The organism is Aminobacter sp. Y103A, assembly GCF_030294925.1.
Lineage (GTDB): Bacteria > Pseudomonadota > Alphaproteobacteria > Rhizobiales > Rhizobiaceae > Aminobacter > Aminobacter ciceronei.
Genome location: NZ_AP017987.1, coordinates 449,620 through 465,992, shown reverse-complemented (window position 1 = coordinate 465,992; position 16,373 = coordinate 449,620). Strand labels below are relative to the sequence as shown.

General features: G+C 64.2%; 14 protein-coding genes. 5 read left to right on the top strand and 9 right to left on the bottom strand.

Annotated features, from left to right (window positions below; translation table 11 throughout):
- Positions 1-1,626, top strand: a complete 1,626-nt coding sequence (locus Amn_RS29715; RefSeq protein WP_286298752.1) for a serine hydrolase domain-containing protein — start codon at positions 1-3, stop codon at positions 1,624-1,626.
- A 139-nt stretch (positions 1,627-1,765) separates the two neighbouring features.
- On the opposite strand, the gene Amn_RS29710 is transcribed toward Amn_RS29715, so the two are convergent.
- Positions 1,766-3,280 (bottom strand): winged helix-turn-helix domain-containing tetratricopeptide repeat protein, encoded by a 1,515-nt coding sequence (locus tag Amn_RS29710; protein WP_083948845.1) that lies wholly within the window; start codon positions 3,278-3,280, stop codon positions 1,766-1,768.
- Positions 3,281-3,399: 119 nt separating this feature from the next.
- Here Amn_RS29710 and Amn_RS29705 point away from each other — a divergent pair, with 119 nt between their 5' ends.
- Entirely contained in the window at positions 3,400-3,606 is a 207-nt protein-coding gene (locus Amn_RS29705; RefSeq protein WP_286298747.1) for a DUF1127 domain-containing protein, read from the top strand.
- Positions 3,607-3,710: 104 nt separating this feature from the next.
- Complete coding sequence (locus tag Amn_RS29700) at positions 3,711-4,823, top strand: MFS transporter (RefSeq protein ID WP_286298744.1); 1,113 nt, start codon at positions 3,711-3,713, stop codon at positions 4,821-4,823.
- Positions 4,824-4,857: 34 nt separating this feature from the next.
- Here the strand turns inward: Amn_RS29700 and Amn_RS29695 are convergent, their stop codons facing one another.
- From Amn_RS29695 to Amn_RS29675, 5 genes are all read right to left on the bottom strand, one after another.
- A complete protein-coding gene (locus Amn_RS29695) occupies positions 4,858-5,595 on the bottom strand; it encodes a 5'/3'-nucleotidase SurE (RefSeq protein WP_154384404.1) in 738 nt (245 codons plus the stop codon).
- Between the two features lie 8 nt (positions 5,596-5,603).
- Complete coding sequence (locus tag Amn_RS29690) at positions 5,604-6,764, bottom strand: MBL fold metallo-hydrolase (protein WP_502874772.1); 1,161 nt, start codon at positions 6,762-6,764, stop codon at positions 5,604-5,606.
- Entirely contained in the window at positions 6,761-7,840 is a 1,080-nt protein-coding gene (locus Amn_RS29685; protein WP_067968271.1) for an ABC transporter ATP-binding protein, read from the bottom strand. Before Amn_RS29685 ends, Amn_RS29690 begins: the two co-directional genes overlap by 4 nt.
- On the bottom strand, positions 7,828-9,531 hold the full coding sequence (locus Amn_RS29680) for an ABC transporter permease (RefSeq protein ID WP_286298739.1): 1,704 nt from the start codon (positions 9,529-9,531) through the stop codon (positions 7,828-7,830). The genes Amn_RS29685 and Amn_RS29680 overlap by 13 nt, the downstream gene beginning before the upstream one ends.
- A gap of 123 nt (positions 9,532-9,654) precedes the next feature.
- Positions 9,655-10,641 (bottom strand): ABC transporter substrate-binding protein, encoded by a 987-nt coding sequence (locus Amn_RS29675; protein ID WP_067968265.1) that lies wholly within the window; start codon positions 10,639-10,641, stop codon positions 9,655-9,657.
- A 271-nt stretch (positions 10,642-10,912) separates the two neighbouring features.
- On the opposite strand from Amn_RS29675, the gene Amn_RS29670 reads away from it, so the two are divergent.
- The gene (locus Amn_RS29670; RefSeq protein ID WP_067968263.1) at positions 10,913-11,878 is read left to right on the top strand and encodes a sugar-binding transcriptional regulator; all 966 of its coding nucleotides are present in this window, start codon (positions 10,913-10,915) and stop codon (positions 11,876-11,878) included.
- 26 nt (positions 11,879-11,904) lie between these two features.
- On the opposite strand, the gene Amn_RS29665 is transcribed toward Amn_RS29670, so the two are convergent.
- Positions 11,905-12,273, bottom strand: coding sequence for a hypothetical protein (locus Amn_RS29665; RefSeq protein WP_067968536.1), 369 nt, complete (start codon positions 12,271-12,273; stop codon positions 11,905-11,907).
- A 116-nt stretch (positions 12,274-12,389) separates the two neighbouring features.
- Entirely contained in the window at positions 12,390-13,403 is a 1,014-nt protein-coding gene (locus Amn_RS29660; RefSeq protein WP_067968259.1) for a sugar-binding transcriptional regulator, read from the bottom strand.
- 161 nt (positions 13,404-13,564) lie between these two features.
- Between Amn_RS29660 and Amn_RS29655 the strand changes: the two genes are divergently transcribed.
- Positions 13,565-14,338 carry a hypothetical protein gene (locus Amn_RS29655; protein WP_157097249.1) on the top strand — a complete coding sequence of 258 codons (774 nt, stop codon included), beginning with the start codon at positions 13,565-13,567 and terminating at the stop codon, positions 14,336-14,338.
- A 5-nt stretch (positions 14,339-14,343) separates the two neighbouring features.
- Here Amn_RS29655 and ptsP read toward each other — a convergent pair whose 3' ends face one another.
- Positions 14,344-16,326 carry a phosphoenolpyruvate--protein phosphotransferase gene (ptsP, locus tag Amn_RS29650; protein WP_286298729.1) on the bottom strand — a complete coding sequence of 661 codons (1,983 nt, stop codon included), beginning with the start codon at positions 16,324-16,326 and terminating at the stop codon, positions 14,344-14,346.
- Positions 16,327-16,373 lie beyond the last annotated feature (47 nt).

Sequence of the window (16,373 nt, the reverse complement as noted above, 5' to 3'; positions counted from 1 at the left end):
ATGTCTGTTTCTCAGCGTTCGGGATCGCTCGGATCAACCGAAGTCGCATTGCTTGATGCATGTATCTCCGAGGCAGCATCGCCCGACGGCCCCGGCGTCGCCGTAGCTGTTCTGCACAAGGGCCGCCCTGTCTATCAACGGGCGAGGGGGCTTGCCAGCCTGGCCCATCGACTGCCGCTGACGGACCGCTCGGTTGTGCGAATAGCGTCCCAAAGCAAGCAGTTCACCGTGCTGATGATCCTCATGCTGGAGAGTGAGGGCAAGCTTTCGCTCGAAGACGACATACGAGATCACTTTCCATGGCTGCCCGATTGGGGCAGCCGGGTGACGCTTGGCCATCTGGCATCGAACACCAGCGGCATTCGCGACATCCTGGATTCGATGATCATGGCTGGTATTCCAATCACCGCGCCGTCCTCCAGGTCGGCTGCAAAGGCAATCGTCGCACGGCAACAGGGGCTCAATTTCGAGCCCCTGACAGACCTCCTCTACAGCAATTCCAACTTTCGCCTGCTGTCTGAACTGATCGAGAAGGTAACAGGCAAGAGTTTCAACGAGGCGCTTGAGCACTACATCAGCGGTCCCCTCGGGATGACTGATACGCAACTGATGGTGAGAGATGACGAAATCCGTCCCCGTCTGGCGGATCATCACCGGCGTGGGCCACAGGGCCAATGGCTCAAATCTGCCTGGGGCATTGCGATCGGCGGGGAAGGCGGCCTGGTGTCGACCCTGGCGGACATGATCATCTGGCAGCAAAACCTGCGGGAGCCAAAGGTCGGCACAGCCGAGATGATCGAGCGCATGGGAAAGCCCTATGTAACGATCAACGGCGTCGCGTCGCCCTATGGACTAGGCCTCGTCAACACATGCCACAAGGGCGCTCCGCTCGTCGGCCATGGCGGCTGGATCGCCGGCTCGCGTTCGGAATCGTTCCGCAACCTGTCGGAGGACATCTCCATCATCGTCTTGTCCAATCACGATGATTTTTCATCGTTTGGGCTCGCGCGCGACGTGCTCGACATCGTGCTTGGCCGCAGCCCTGGCGGCCTGCTCTCGCCGGAAGGCATTGCATCCCTCGAGACCCGTTACGGGTTCTGGCGATCCGACGATGGCGGCCGCGTCTTTGGTCTCGAGGAGTCGGGCGGACTGCCAGCAATCGTCGGCAGCATGGGCGTCTCGGCACTGGAGGAACCGGAAGTGGGTAAGTTCCATGCCCGTGGTTCGCTGCCGGCATTTGTCTTTTGGTTGGAAGCGGACGGATCCATACGAACCGAAACGTTCGGCCGTTCAAGGCGCTATCGACGGGTGGAAGCATCAAGGCAAACCGGGAGCGACCCGTCAGGCACGTACAGCAGCACAGAGAGCGGTTTGACCGCAAGCATCGGAAATGTTGACGGCCGCTGGAGCATGCGCGTGACATCGCCTTTTGGCACGGCACGGCTTTCGCTCGATGCATGCGATGCGGACATGTATCTCGCTCGCCCGAGCGAAACCGACATCCACGACCAATGGCGTATCGCGCCCTGGGTGCTGCCGTGGCTCTACAGTGTTCGCATCAGGAGCGACGCGATCGTGCTCAACAGCGATCGCGGTCGTGACGTGGTGCTCACCAGGCTGCCCTAGACACGCGCCGGACGCCTCGCAATGGCAGGCGGCGTGGCCGAATGTCCGTCAGCGGCCATCACCCTGGCAACAGCAATTGCCGCGTAATCTATCTTATGGAACTTGCCAGACGACATTGCGACAGGTAACTACTTGCGCCTCACTCGGGAAGCCCCGCCTTGCAGAAACCGTCGACGAAATGCGCAAGCGTGGCGGCGTCGCGGAACGGCTCAGTCGCGGCCCAGTGGCGGGTGGTGTAGTCGGGGTTGCCGACAAGAAACAGTTCGGCTTCCGCACGTGCCTCGTCGAGCCTGCCCAGCTGGGCCAAGCTTGCCGCCAGGAAACGGCGCGAGCTCGTGCGATAGGTCTCGTCCTTGAGCAGCGTCTCGGCGGCAGCCTCGTAGTCCCGGGCCGCATACTGCGCCTGGCCAAGCACCAGATAATACCAGCCTGCCGGAAACGGGTTGAGCCGGAACGCCTTGTGGATGTGAGCGAGGCCATCTTCGATCCGTCCTGCAAGGATCGCGATGTCGGAGAGTGCAGCCCAGGTGTCGGCTTCGTTCGGGTCGAGCTCGATCGCCCTGGCGAACTCCGCATCGGCCTCGGCGAAGCTTTTGTCGTAGGCCAGCAGATATGCCAGCACCCAGCAGCAGCCGGCGTCGCCGGGATCGAGCGCCACAGCCTTGCGCGCCAGGTCCAAAGCGTCCTTGCGGCCGGCTTCCGCCGGTCCGCCGCTGTGCACCCATCCCATCCAATGGTTCATGGCGAGCCAGCGATGGGCCTCGGCGTAACCGGGATCGAGCGAGATCGCGCGCGACAACATCAGATGCGCTTCACGCGCCGCTTGCGGTGAATCGTCCATCAGCTTGCGTGCCCGGACGCACAGATCATAGGCCTCGAGGTTTTTGGGCCGGACGCGCGGTGGCGGGGTGCGCAACCGGCCAAGCAACGCCTCGACGATCTTGCCCGTGACCTCGTCCTGCACGGCGAAGATATCTTCCAGGCTGCGGTCGAAGCGCTCCGCCCAGAGATGATCGCCGCTCACGGCATCGACCAGTTGGACGTTGATGCGCACCCGCCCGGCAGCGCGCCGGGCACTGCCCTCGAGCAGGTAGCGCACACCGAGCTCGCTTGCGATCGTGCGAACATCCATCGCCCTCCCCTTGTAGGCAAAGGACGAGTTGCGCGCGATGACGAACAGGCCTGGAACCCTGGACAGGTCAGTGATCAGGTCTTCGGTCAGGCCGTCCGCGAAAGCCCCCTGCTCTGAACCGTCGCCGACATTGACGAAAGGCAACACGGCAATCGACGGCCTGTCGGGCAGCGGCAAGGGTTTTCGCCCGGCTTCGCCAAGCTGCTCGACCCTGCCCAGGAAGCGGTAGCCGACGCGCGGGACCGTGGAGATCCATTCGCCACCGTCGGCCTTAGGACCGAGCATTTTCCTGAGCTGCGCGATCTGGACGGTGAGATTGCCCTCCTCAACGGTTGTACCGGGCCAGGCCGCGTCCATCAACTCGGCCTTGCCGAGGATCGCGCGCGACCGCCCGACCAGCGCTGCAAGCAGCTTCATCCCGCGATGGCTGACGGCTACGGGATCGTCGTTCCGGAGCAGCGTTCCGGCATCCGGATCAAGCAAGAACGGACCAAAGGCGAAACGCACTCCCATGCAGCGCATCTATAGCCGGTTTGGAAGTTTTTGGAACTATTTGGCGGGACTTAAGGACGACGCCGTTCGTCTTCTGCAGAAGTCATCCTCATCCAGGTCGAAGCTCCAGCAACCAGACGGAGGGTGGCATGAACGATATTTGCATGGACACATCTGCCTCCCCTCGAGCGAGATGGGCGGCCCTGCCAGGCACCATAGCCAACTGGCGCTGGCGGATACGCTTCCGCTGGGAACTCGAGCAGAAATTGAGATCCGATTCCCACTTGATCGAGGATATTGGCCTGACGGCACCACAGGTCGAGGCTGAGATCGCCAAGCACTTCTGGCAGGCGTGAAGAAGACCGATGACACCTGACCGCCAATACCCCGAACACCTGCAGAGGAGCCGAGAGTGGCTTGCCGTAGCGCGACATCGAGGCGAGAGGTCCCATGGGAAGCGATGGCCGGTGTCATCGCCACCGTCACGGTGTTTGCGGTGGCACAGGGGCTGACCTATCCACTGCTCAGTTTCATCCTCGAACGCCAAGGAACAGAGCCGAGCCTGATCGGCCTGTCGGCGGCGATGACGCCGCTGGGCTTCATCGCCTCTTCGCCTGTCATACCCGCGCTGACGCAGCGCATCGGCGCGGGACGGCTTGCGATCCTGTGCTCGATGCTGGCGGCAACGACGCTGATGGCGATCGCCTTGATGCAGGACGTCTGGGCCTGGATGCCGCTGCGCTTCCTGCTCGGCTTCTTCGCCAATCCGCTTTACGTGATCAGCGAAACCTGGCTGCTGGCGATCACGCCGGCATCGCGCCGTGGGCGCATCATGGGCCTCTACTCGTCGATCGTCTCAGGCGGCTTCGCCATCGGCCCGCTATCCCTGGGCTTCGTCGGCACCGATGGCTGGCCGCCCTTCATGGTCGGCATCGTGGCATTCCTTGTCTGCGGCACAATCGTGCTTGCTGTCATACAACGCATGCCAAAGATGGCGCATAACGGCGACGCAGCTTCGATCGGCGGCTTCGTCGCGCTTGCGCCGCTGTTGTTGTTTGCGGTCTTCACCGCCGCAGCCTTCGAGCAGACATTGATCTCCCTGTTTGCGGTGTATGGCGCTGCACTTGGCAGCGCCGAGGGCAGGATCGCTTCGCTGATCACCTGCTTCATCGCAGGAAACGCCCTGCTGCAGATATTGCTCGGACGGCTGGCCGAGCAGTTTGGCGCGGCGCGGACCATGCTGCTCTGTGCGCTGGGGTCCCTGGCCGGCTGCCTGCTTTTGCCGCTGGTCTTCGACGCGTGGCTGATCTGGCCGATGCTGTTTCTATGGGGCGGCGCATCGTTCGGGATCTACACCATGGCGCTGATCCAGCTCGGCGAACGCTTCGCCGGCCAGGCCCTGATCGCCGGCAATGCAGGCTTCGCACTGGCCTGGGGCGTTGGCGGCATCGCGGGCTCGCCCGCGACCGGCCTCACCATGCAACTGATCGGACATCAGGGCCTGCCATTGGCACTGGGCCTGATGAGCGGTGCGTTGGCGCTGTTTCTGCTGTTGGCCCGACGGAGACTGTGACCTCGGTACGAACCGCACGCGCCTCGATGTCGACCTATAGCGTCTTCAGAAAACCCTCGGCAAGGCGCGTCTCGCCGAACCAGTTGATACGGTTGATGGTGATGTAGCCGGCGTCGATGGTGCTGTTCTCATCACCCTCGACTGTTGTTCTTTCACGGCCGCGGGGCACCACGAGCACGGTGCGGTCGCCATCCTGTTCGACGACCTCGGAGCGCCGGGCGATCTTGTCGCGACCGATGCTTGGCTGGCGGATTTCGGCCGGCAGCGACGACGGCAGGTTGATGCTGAGCCAATGGCCCTCCAGCACCCAATCAGCCCGCCTGCGCCAGAGGTCGGCGATCAGGCCGCCGAGCCAGGCATCATTGCCGGCACGGATTTCCGGCGACTTGACCTGCGAGAAGCCGATCGCCGGCACGTCCCAGAAGCTCGCCTCGCGGGCAATGCCAAGCGTACCGGAGTAGGCGAGATCCTCGGCGACGTTGCGGCCGTCATTGATGCCGCCGAGCACGAGGTCGGGCCTGCCGTCGCCGGCAAGCAGCCAGGTCATGGCGGTCACGACGCAGTCTGCCGGGCGACCCGAGCACGAGTACCAGCGCTCGGCGGTACGACGCATGGTGAGCGGCTCGGCCATGGTCAGCGAGGCCCCCGCGGCGGTGTGTTTGCGTTCAGGCGCCACGACCCAGACATCGTCGCTGATGGTCTCTGCCGCTGCCGCCAGGCGGGCAAGGCCCGGCGAAGCGATGCCGTCGTCGTTGCAGATCAGGATTCTCATGGCGGACCTCAGGCAGCGAGAGTGTAGCTGTCGCCGGTGCGCAGGCCTGTGCGCAGCGACGGCATGTGGGGCGCAAGCTCGGCGAGCATACCGGGCGGGCAAGAATGGCCAAAAGCAGTCGGGCGTCCAGCGCCTTCCCAGATGGCCAGGCTTCCCGACAATGTCGGGTGCGTCGGCATGCGTATCCAGTCGGCGCGACCCGCAGCATGCAGCACATCGCCCGGCGAACCGGCCGGCAGGTGGCCAGAGAGCAGGATGGGATAGCGGGCAGCGTCCGCCAGCGGCAGAAGCATCGCCGACGGCCCGGCCTTGCCCATGCCGTCGTCGGCGAGCAACGGGCAGGCCGGCAAGGCATCGCCGTCATGCCAGTCAATGGCTGTGGCCAGACGCTGCCGCAACTGGGGGACCATCGTCGGATGAAGAGCCGCCCTCGCCTCGATCTGGACGGCGAGCGATGCCCGCATGCTGGCATGGATGGCAAAGGGGCCATCGAGAATGGCCATCAGCTCGAGCGAGCGACCGGAAAGCGGCGTCGGCAGCAGGCAGCCGCCGGGCCGGGCTGCGACCCATTCGGCGATGGCTTGCGCACGTGCCGTACCGCTGACCGGATCGGCGCCATAGGACGCATCGAACACAAGAAGGTCGCAACGCGGCATCGAATCCATGACGAACACGCTGCTGTCAGGCACGACGTCGGCGGAATAGACGACCTTGCGGCTGCCGTCATCGACGGCGAACCAGACACCGCCGACGACATGGCCGGAGCGGCCCGTCGCTATCGTCAGCCCGCCGATGGTCAGGCTGTCGCCGGGCTCAAAAAGTTCTATCCGTTCCTCGGCAAGCGGAAAGCGCTTGAAATCATCCGGCTCGGCATAGGCATCGAGCGTTGCGGAAGCTTCCTCCCGCGTCTCGGCCGTCATCAAGATACGGCCACGATAGCCTTGCGCCAGCAACCAGCTCAGCGCCCCGACATGGTCCTCGTGGGCGTGGGAAATCAGCACTGCATCAATGTCGCCGACGTCGGCAGGAAGCACCGGGTAGTATTCCGCGCCGGAAGCGCCGACTTTGATGCCGGCGTCGAGCAGGATGCGTCGGTCGCCGCCTGACACGGCAACACTGGTGCGTCCCTTCTCACCGAAACCACCGCAGAGGTCGATGCGCATGCTCATGCCGAGGCACCGCCCGGGATGAGCCAGCCGGAAGCGATGCGGACGCGGGCCCTGGCGCCGGCCTCGAAGGGATTGGGATCGGGTTGTTCGAAGTGCAGCACGACCGAAGGATCGGCATCGGGGGCGAATTCGATGCGTGCCACGCCGCCCTTGTAGACCGCGCGCCTGACCGTGCCGTCGATGCCCGGCTCGTCCGGGGCGGCCGCCGAGATTTCAGGCCCCCGGCAGCAAATTTTGGCTTCGGCGCGTCGCATCTCGTCAGGACGGCAGCGGACCACGACCTCCTGGCCGAGCACATCGACCTTGACGTGGCCGCCTTCGGCCGGGATCAGCACCTTGGCCGGGAGGACGATGCCTTCTGATATGAATGACGCGACCATCTCGTTGGCCGGCTCACGATAGAGATCGCGGGGAGCCGCGAGCTGGGCCAGGCGGCCATTGTCCATGACGGCGATGCGGTCGGCCAGCGCCATCGCTTCGGCCTGGTCGTGGGTAATGTAGACGATCGTCGTGCCGGTGCGCTTGTGGAAGGCGGCGAACTCGTCCTCCATGGCCGCGCGCAGGTGGACGTCGAGATTGGCCAGCGGCTCGTCGAACAGCACCAGCGACGGTGCCGCCACCAGGCAGCGGGCGAGCGCGACGCGCTGGCGCTGGCCACCCGATAGATTGGCGGGGCGGCGGTCGCCAAAACCCTTGAGGTCGACCAGCGCCATGGCATCCTCGACCCGGCGCTTGCGGGTCTCTGCATCGACCTTGGCGACCTTCAGCGAATAGCCGATGTTTTCGGCAACCGTCATGTGCGGCCACAAAGCGTAATTCTGGAAGACGATGCCGACCCGCCGCTTTTCCGGCGGAACACAGCCTTGCGCGGTCGAGACGATTTCGCGGCCGATGCGGATGTCGCCCGATGTGACGTTCTCGAAACCGGCGACGAGCCGCAGAAGCGTGGTCTTGCCGCAACCCGACGGCCCGAGAACAGCGAGGAACTCGCCGTCCCTGACGTCGATGGAGACATCCTTGACGGCGTCGAAATCACCGAAGGTCTTGGTAACGCCGTTGATGGTCAGTCCCGCCATGGGAGCACTCCGCTGGGTAGGTGGGCGGCAAGCAGATTTGCCAGCAGCATAAGGACGAAGGTAATCGCCACCGTGATCGCCGAAATCGCCGACGCGTAGTTGGAATCGCCGCCTTGCTCGAAAGAGAACATCAGCACACCGATAGTCTCGGAACCTGATGACCACAGCAGCGCCGAGACGGTCAGCTCGCTGAGTGCGGTCATGAAGATGAGCAGACCGCCGGCAAGGGCCGCCGGTGCGACGAGCGGGAAGATGATGGTGCGCATGCGGGTGAACAGGCTGGCACCTGCGACCCGCGCCGCCTCCTCGAGCGCACGGTCGATCTGGTGGTAGCCGGAGATCGTCGGCCTGAGCGCCAGGACCAGGAAGCGTGCGAGATAGGCGTAAAGGATGATCCAGACGGTGTTGTAGATCTGGATGCCGGTGAACGGAATCGGCTTGAGGAACATCAGCAAGGACGCAATCGCCAGCACCACGCCCGGCAGGGCATAGGGCAACTCGACTGCGAGGTTCAGATACTTGACCCACTTCTTGCCGCTCCAGGCAACGAGATAGGCGACCGGGATGGCGACCAGCACGGCGAAGGCGGCTGCGGAGAGAGACAGTGCGAAACTGTTGAGGAAAGCGCGCCTGGCGGCGCTATATTCGAACAGCACGAAGCGATAATTGTCGAGCGTGGCGGTGGCGGCGGTGAGCGGGATGCCATAGCCGGGCACCAGCGACGAAAGCAGCAAGCCGAACAGCGGCAGCACCAGAATCAGCACGATCAGGCACCACATCACGACCTGCACCGGCACCCGCCACTTGCCAAGCTCGTAGGGTTCGGCAGCAAGCGATGTCGAGCTGATACGGTAGTCGCGGCGCCGGCTCATCATTTCCTGGGCGAGGATGCCCGCCATGGCGATGAGGCCGATCAGCACCGACAGGAAGGCGGCGTCGCCGAGCACGGCCGGGCCGCCGCCGGCGAGGCGCTGATAGATCAGCGTCGGCAGCACGAGATAGTTGGCCGGGATGCCGAGAAAGGCAGGAATGCCGAAATTGCCGACGCAGGAGACGAAGGCAAGTGCAGCGGCGGCAACGACCGACGGCGTCATCAACGGCAGCACGATGGTGCGCAGCACTGTGAACCAGCCGGCGCCGCTGGCGCGGGCGGCCTCGACCAGCTCGCGCGGCAGCTTGCGCAGGCCGGCGCGCACGAGCAGAAAGACCAGCGGGCCATACTGCACGCCGAGCAGCAGGATGATGCCCTCCGGCGAATAGAGCGGATTGCGGCTGCCGAGCGGGGGCGCGATGCCGAGCATCTTGAGCAGCGGGCTGGCCGGCCCGAACAGCTGCAGCCAGGCAAGAGCCGTCACCTGCGGCGCGATCATCAACGGCATGACGTAGCAGAGCACGAAGGCGCTGCGTCCCCGGACGTCGGTGAGGGTGACGAGCAGCGCGACGGAGGTGCCCAGGATCACGGCGAGAGCTGTGCCGAAGAAGCCAACCACGAGCGTGTTGCCGGTGGCGACCCAGGTCGTCGCATTGGTCAGTCCGGCGCTGATCGCTGCGGTGGACAGCGTCCCGCCGGGAGCAAAGATCTCCTGGATCAGGCGCAGCATCGGCAGGATGGACAGCAGCACGATGAGTGCGGCAACCACCACCGTCATGGCCCATTCCTGGCCGCGACCTTGTTTCAGCCTGACAGACATTTTTCGGGTTCCGGAAAGCAGGGCGGCACTCGCTAACAAGGATGCCGCGCGATACTGGCACATCGGCCAGTTCAAATCTGGAGAAAGGACCCGGAAGGCCGATCGGCCTTCCGGGTCGGACGATCAGCCGCCGAACAGGCCGGAGAACTTCGCCTTGTCGGCTTCGATCTTCTCGACGATCGCCTTGACGTCGAAGTTCATGACCTTGACCTCCACGCCTTCGGGCAGCCAGGCGGGCCGGCCGACGGAAGGCTTGGCCGGCAGGTAGCCCTGCTCGAGTGCCAGCTTCTGGCCATCGTCGGACAGGATGAAGTCGACGAACTGCTTGGCGCCCGCGACGTTCTTTGCCGTCGAAAGAATGGCCACCGGCTCAGTGACGGCAGGTACGCCCTCGGACGGGAAAACGAACTCGACCGGCGAGCCCTTGGCCTTGGCATTCATCGCCATGAAGTCGACCAGGATGCCATAGGGCTTCTCGCCGCTGGCCACGGACTTCAGCACGGCACCGTTGCCGCGAACCGAGATCGTGTTGTTGGCCTTCAGCTTGTCGAAATAGTCCCAGCCATAGTCGGCATTGCCGGTAAAGCCGGAGAGCAGGTAGGCGGCGGCGCCGGAATAGAGCGGGCTCGGCATAACGAGGCCGTCGGCGTAAGCCGGCTTGGCAAGATCGGCCCAATGCTCGGGCTTCTCGGCAGCTGCGGTGTTGTAGGCAATGCCGGTCGTGATCAGCTTGGAGCCGAAGTAAGTCTTGTCGACGTCATAGGAGTCCGCTGCGAAGCCATCGAGCTTGGCCTCGGCATAGGCCATCAGGCGAGAGTCCTTCTTCAGCAGTTCCATCGAGACCGCATCGGCGATCAGCAGCACGTCCGGCTGCGGGCTGTTTGCGGCAAACTCGGCGGCGAGCTTGGCGAGGATATCGCTGGTGCCCGAACGGTAGACCTGCACGTCGACGTCCGGATGGACCTTCTTGAAGGCCTCGACGGTCTTGGTCGCATCAGCTTCCGGCTGCGACGTATAAAGGGTCAACGTTTCAGCGCTGGCAGCGCCGGCGAAGAGCGCCACGGCCAGGGCGAGCTGGCTTGCGGCCAGCCTGGCGAATGTCGTTTTCATGAAACCTCCTGTTGTGTCCACACATGGCAAGTCGGCTTCAGATCCGCGTGCCACGACCTCCCTACACAGCGCGTTTGACACTTGGGTGACGGAACGCTGACACATTTATGATATGATCATTTGTTGCGTGTCAAATACAAATGATCATGCTGCATTGCGAAATTTGGAGCATGAAAACAGGCTTCGGAACCGGCATCCGGCCCTTGCGCCAGACTGCAGAACAGCCATTCTCCAGAATCGTTGTGGCGCCGAGGGGGAGACCGGACAAGGAATGCGCACGAAGCAGGAAATGTCGGTCGAGCCGGGTGCCGCCATGGTCTCGTCCGACCTCGCGGTGAAGACGGCATGGCTCTATTATGTCGAGGGCCTGACCCAGGAACAGATCGCCGACAAGCTGAAGGTCAGCCGGGTCAAGGTGATGCGCACTCTCGCCGCCTGCACCGCCGACGGCGTGGTGGTAACGACGATCAACGCCCAGACCGCCAGGCAGGTCGAGCTCGAGCGGGCGTTGGAAAAGCGCTGGGGGCTCGACGCCGCGATCGTGGTGCCGACACCTTCGGCCGACGAACATCTGGAACGGGCGATCGGCCATTCGGTGGCGCTTTATCTCGACCAGCAGATGCAGGACGGCATGACGCTGGCGATCGGCGGCGGGGCGACGCTTCACTCCAGCATCGGCTTTCTCAACCGCCGGCAGCTCAAGAACGCGAGCGTTGTCGCCCTGGTTGGCAGCCTGCCGCACTCACAATGGGTCAACCCGTCGGCGGTGGCGGCAAAGGTTGCGGAGACGCTTGGCGTCGACAGCTACCAGATCACCGCGCCGGTCATCGCCCACAGCCGCGAGCTGCGAGACCTGTTGTGGGCCCAGCCGGAACTGCTCGACGTGCGCAAACGCGCGGCAAAGGCCGATGTCGCTCTTCTGACCGTTGGAGAGATGTCGGCAAACGCCACCATCTTCCGCCACGGCATCGTGCCGCAATCCTTCGTCGCCCCGCTCAAGGCCAAGGGCGCGGTTGCCAATATGTTATGCTACTTCATCGATGCCGAAGGCAAGATGGTCGACCACGAGGTCAATGACAGGGTCATGGCGATCGATCTCGAGGCCGTCAGCGCCGTGCCGAACCTGGTCCTTGCCGCCGGCGGCAAGCGCAAGATCCCGGCCATTCGCGCCGCCCTTGGAGCCGTCAACGCCAATGTGCTGATTACCGACAGCGACAGCGCCGCAGCGCTGACCTAGCTGTCCTGAGACCTCCGGACAGCGGTTTAGAGCAGCCCTCTTTCGCGCAGAAAGTCCTCGATGCCGACATGGGTCATGGCCTCGAATTCGGCGATGGCCTCGGCCATCTTCCGGCGCTGCGCGGCAAGCAAGGTGAAGACCTGGCGCATTTCACCGGAGACGCCGAACCGGCCCCAACGCTCGGCAATATGGCCGGGAAGGCCGATATCGGCACAGAAGGCTTCCAGGCTGCCATAGCCGAGTTCCGTGACAAAAGCCCTCGCCGCCTCGGGCGACATACGCTCTTCGACAGCATGGTCATGCAGGCGCTGCGCGATAAGCCTGACGTCGGAAGGCGACGCCCTCATGACCTTGCTGACCAGGGAGCGGACATTCTCCGGGTTGAAATCAGGCATGGGACCTCCAATTGTGGCAAAGCTATCCGGTTCGTCCGGCGGCTCGTCGAGCAAGCCGCCATTCGCGATCATGCAGGCCACACCAAGGGATGACAAGCACGGCAGGCATTTGTAGCTCAGGGCGCTTCGATCATCCGTCTTGCGCTGTGTTCATCGGTGATCAGCACCGTCGGCTTGACCAGCTTCATGGCGCCGAGCAGCGCGTCGATCTTGTCTGAGCCACCCGAAGTCAGGATGCGCAGCGGCGCACGCAGGATGCGGTCGACATCGACCGACATGCCGAGCTGGTTGATGGGATGGTCGACAAGCTTGCCGGCGCGGTCGAAGAAATGGAACAGAAGATCGCCGACCGCGCCCTTGGCAGCCAGCTTTTCGCGCTCGGCCTCGGTCAGGAAGCCGCCGCGATAAAAGGTCGAGGCCGAAGCGATGTCGCCGACGCTGACCAGCACCGCATCAAGCGAATCGGCCAGCGCAAATACTTCGGACAGGCCGCAGCGCTCGATCAGCGCACGCTTGGTCTCGATGCTGTCGACGACGGCAGGCGCCGGAATGAGATAACCGTCGCCCTGGAAGGCCTGGGCGAAGCGCCAGGCGAATTCGGCCGGGTTGGTACGGCGTGCGACGCCGACGCCGCCGAGCAGCGAGATGACGCGGAAATCATTGAGTGGTTTGCCGCTGATGTAGGGCAAGGTGCCGGTCAGCGTGCGGCCCCAGCCGACGCCGACGGACATGCCCGACTTCATCGCTTCGGATAGATAAGCGCCGGTTGCCGCTCCAATCGTCGGGATCGGATCAGCGCCCTCCCCGGAGAGCGGTGCGACGATCGCCCGCTGGACGCCGAACTTCTGCTCCAGCGCCCGCTCCTGGCGGACGATATCGGACAGGTCACCTTCGATGGCGATCTTGATCTCGTTGCGCAGGCGCGCCTCGGCCAGCATGCGCACCACGGTGACGCGGCCGACGCCGAGAACCTCGGCGATGTCGTTCTGGGTCATCTGTTCGATGAAGTACATCCAGGCCGCGCGAACCCGCAGCCGGTCAGCCCGGCTGTCGGTGGGGGAACCCTCGACATCCTGAGGTGTCTCGGCGGTACGCGATCTTCCACCCGACCCTTTGACACCTTTGCTCACGCCGCTCCCCCCGTTTCAGTTCACATCACTTTTCAAGGAACCGCGGCAAGGTCAAGCGGCGAGGTGTCGCGATTGATTTGCACCCCGCGCAAAACAGTGCTGCAATGCCCCGAGGCTGCGGCTTCGTGACGGAGCCGCCACGGCAGCAGGGAATGCGCAAGATGCTGAGGAGTCTTTCGGAAGATGTTGTCGTCAACATCAAGGATCGCCTCCGCGACATGCGCCATCTCGTCCGCTCCAGCCGCCACGACAATCCCGGCGGACCGCGCAGGCCACAAATGGCCGAGCCGTTTGCCCCGCCACCTGAAATCGAGCGCCTGCTGGGTCGCGCTGCAAGCGTTGTCGATGACACGCTGACCGTCGCCGAGACGGTGTCGCGCACGCTGCTGCCGATGGTGCGCACCGGTGACAGCGCCCGGCTGCATGGCTTCGACACCTATTTCGCCACCGGGCGCTCGGCCACGGTCGAGGGCGAGCGCTTGTTTCGCCGCGACCTTTATGCAGCTTTCAAGGCCATGCCGCGAAAGGCAGTCGGCGATGGATTGCCGCTTCACGAAGCAGGTTTCAGTCAGGCGCATCTGGCCGTCCGCAAGAAGCATGGCGGTTTGCTCACCGCCATGCACATCGCGAGCCCGGAGAGCCGGCTTGAAGCTGTCGCTGCCGTTGCCGCCGCAACGTTTGTCGAACTGCTTGCCTGCCAACCCCGGTCTGGCGACGAGGCTATGGTCCCTGCTCTCGTGCCGCTTGCGCCCATGGTGCTTGCCGCGGCCATCTTGACGTTGTCGCCATCGGGTATGAGCGACGCCGACCTGCTGGAAGCCACCGGCATGGCGGTCGACGCGCGCCGCGAGCGCATCTTGCGCGCACTCGACGGTGCCAACCCGGCCAACGAGCTTGGCGCCATCTTCCGGGTGCTGCTCGCGCATCTGCCCTGAGCCGGCTAGGCGCCGAGCTCGGCTATCCGTTTCTTGGCACGCTGGATCGAGGCCGGGCTCATCGAGAGCTCGGTCAAGCCCATGCGCAGGAACTCTGGGATCAGGTCCGGCCGCCCGGCGGCCTCGCCGCACATGCCGACCATGATGCCCGCCGCTACCCCTGCCCTTGCCGTCATCTCGATCGCCGACATGACAGCGACATTGGTCACGTCGTTGAGCTTGGCGACCGTCGGGTTCAGTCGATCGGCGGCCATGATGTATTGGGTCAGGTCGTTGGTGCCGATAGAGAAGAAGGCGACTTCTTTCGCCAGCGCAGGCGCAATCAGAACCGCAGCCGGCGTCTCGATCATGACGCCAAGCTGAAATTCGCCGAAGGTTACCTTCTCCGCCGCAAGTTCGGCCTTGCAGGTTTCGATCAGCGCACGCGTCGCGCGCACTTCCGACACGTCGGCGACCATCGGCAGCATCACCTTGACGTTGCCATGGACGGCTGCGCGCAACAGCGCTCGCAGCTGCGGCTTGAAGATGTCGGGCCGGTCGAGGCACATGCGAATGCCGCGCCAGCCGAGGAACGGGTTCTCCTCCTGAGGGAACTCGATACCCGAAATCGGTTTGTCGCCGCCGATGTCGAGCGTGCGCACGATAACGGGATAAGGCGTGAAGGCCTTGGCAAGAGCCGCATAGGTCTCGGCCTGCATGTCTTCCGAAGGCAGGTGCATGTGACGCATGAACAGCAGTTCGGTACGGAACAGACCGACGCCCATCGCACCCGCTTCGCGGGCGGCGTCGATCTCTTCGAGTGAGCCGATATTGGCGGCCACTTCGATGATCGTGCCGTCGGCACGGCGCGGGGTGGTATCGCGGAATGCCTTCAGCGCTTCACGCTCGCGTGCGGCCTCGTCGATGCGGGTGCGGAAGCGGTCGAGCACCGGGCCCTCGGGATCGGCCACGACATGACCGCGATGGCCATCGAGCGCGATCTCGCGTGCCTTGGCGAGGTCATGCACCTGCGCGCCCATGCCGAGAACCGCCGGAATGCCATGGGCGCGGGCGATGATGGCGATGTGGGATGTAGCTCCGCCATGGCCGCAGACGATGCCGCCGATGCGCTTCAGCGGTGCGCGTGCCAGGTCCCAGGCGCCGATGTCCTCGGCGATCAGGATCGCCCTCTCGGGAATGTCGTCGAGGCTGATGTCGGCCTGGCCGAGCAGCGCCAGGCAGATCTGGCGACCGACCGCCTGAACGTCATCGGCGCGGGCGTTGAGGTAAGGATCGTCGACCTGGCCGAACTGGGCCGCAATCTTGGCGGCGGCGCCGATGACCGAGGTGACCGCGTCGCTGCCGGTGTTGATGGTGGCGACCACTTCGTCGCGCAGCTCGTCGTCAGCGGCTATGTCGCGCAGCGCGGCGATGATGCCACGATCATTTGCCGACAGCGTGTCCGATGCCAGCGAGGCGTTCATGCGCGCCTGCACGGCCTCGACAGCCTCGGCGAAGCGAACGAGTTCGGCGTTGATGTCGCCAACCGAAAGCGTGCGGCGCTCCGGCTTGATCTCGGGCGGGAAGTGGGCGAAGGCGGTGCCGACGGCATAGCCCTCGCTGGCAGCCACGCCCTTCAGGGCGCCTGATATCTCTTCCTCGAATGCCGCGGGCTTGGTCGGTTCGATCTTGAGCGTCACGCCCGCGGCGGCGGCGGCATCAGGCTCGCCCGGCGCCTGTTCCTCGGCCAGACCGGCGAGCGGGTTCTCGAGATAGCCGACCAGCGCTTCCACTGCCTCGATCTCGTCAGCACCTTTGGTGCGGATCGTGACTTCGTCGTTTTCCTTGACGGCGAGCAGCATCAGCTTGACCGCGCTCTTGGCGCTGGCCGACTTGCCGTCCTTGATGATCTCGACCTCGCTTTCGAAGCTCTTGGCGAGCTTGACGAAACGGGTGGCGGGCCGGGCATGCAACCCTTCATGCACTCTGACGATCGTCGAGCGTTCCATAGGCAGGTCTCTTGTTCCAGGTCAGTATAGCGGCGTAACGCGCGGCA